This window comes from uncultured Campylobacter sp. (genome assembly GCF_938045405.1).
In the GTDB taxonomy this organism is placed as follows: Bacteria; Campylobacterota; Campylobacteria; order Campylobacterales; family Campylobacteraceae; genus Campylobacter_B.
Genome location: NZ_CALIMW010000289.1, coordinates 1 through 1,457, shown reverse-complemented (window position 1 = coordinate 1,457; position 1,457 = coordinate 1). Strand labels below are relative to the sequence as shown.

The window sequence follows — 1,457 nt, the reverse complement described above, 5'->3', positions numbered from 1 at the left end:
TTAGCGGCTTTTGCAGCACTTGATAATTAACGCCCTCCTCTAGCGCGTTTGCGCCCGAGCCGAGCAGGCAAACGGCGGCTAAAATTCTTAAAAATTTAGCGATTTTCATAAAATTCCTTTGCGGTAAATTTTAAAGATTGTATAAAATAAAGGGTAAATTTGAGATTAAAGCGAATAAAGCAGGGCTTCCCACAGAAAATATATAAAATAGCAGGCTACGCCATCACGCCGCTTGAGCGAGCAGGCTAATTTATCGCCACAAGCTCTATCTCTGATCTCGCTCAAGCTCAAATTTAATAGCAAGGATTGCACGCTCGCAGCTTAATTTTAAAGCATGCAATCCGCTTTAATTTAATAAATTTTACTTATCAAAGGCATGGATTATCCACTTTACGCGCTCGGCGTCTCTATGATCAAAAAATAGCGTCTTGCCTATATCCAGCGCAGCAATGGTAGCCATATCATCAGGCGCAAGCGCAAAATCAAAAACGTCGAAATTTTGCTTCATTCGCTCTATTTTTACACTCTTTGGAATGACGACGATGCCGCGCTGAATTAACCAGCGCAAAATAACCTGAGCTGAGCTTTTGCCATATTTTTCACCGATACCGCTTAGTACGGCGTTTTTAAATATATCGTTTTTACCCTCGGCGAAGCTAGCCCACGATTCAAATGCTATGCCGTAATCCTCAAGCGTGCGCTTTAACGCTTCACGCTGATAAAACGGATGGCACTCAAGCTGATTTACCGCAGGGATGACGCCGCTGTTTTCGCACAGATCGACGATCCGATCGGCGTAGAAGTTGCTAACGCCGATAGAGCGGATGCGACCCTCTTTTTTAAGCCTACTCATCGCTCGCCACGCGCCGTAGGTGTCGCCATATGGCTGATGAATGAGATAAAGGTCGAGGTAGTCAAGCCCTAGCTTTTTCATCGACGCATCAAAGGCCTTTAGCGCTTGTTCCTCGCCTGAATCGTTAATCCAAAGCTTAGTAGTGATAAACAACTCCTCGCGCTTTAGCCCGCCTGCAAGAGCCGTCTTAATTGCTGCACCCACGCTTTCTTCATTAAAATACGCCTTTGCCGTATCGATGCTGCGGTAGCCGACCGAGATCGCATCCTCAACGCATCTTTGCGTCTCTTTCGGATCTACCTGAAATACTCCAAATCCTAAAATCGGCATCTTATTGCCGTCGTTTAAGGTTAAATACTGCATTTTTGCTCCTTTGCTAAAAAAATTCATCTTACATAAAAATTTAAAATTTCGCGCTTGATTTGCAAAATTCTATCCGCACCAAAGCGACAGGTGGAATTTAAAAGCTAAATTCCAACCTATCGCGAAATTTTAATAATCAAAGATATTCGGATCGATAACCATCGCGCGGTATGCCACGTCGTCTCTAGACGCCGACTCCACGTCCATTTCAAATTTGACGTCGTTTGTTTTCGGATCGATC

1 protein-coding gene is annotated in these 1,457 nt (G+C 44.1%); it reads right to left on the bottom strand.

Going from position 1 to position 1,457, the window contains the following annotated elements; translation table 11 throughout:
• Window positions 1–361: 361 nt before the first annotated feature.
• Entirely contained in the window at window positions 362–1,216 is an 855-nt protein-coding gene (locus Q0140_RS11825; RefSeq protein ID WP_297964831.1) for an aldo/keto reductase, read from the bottom strand.
• Between the last annotated feature and the right edge of the window lie 241 nt (window positions 1,217–1,457).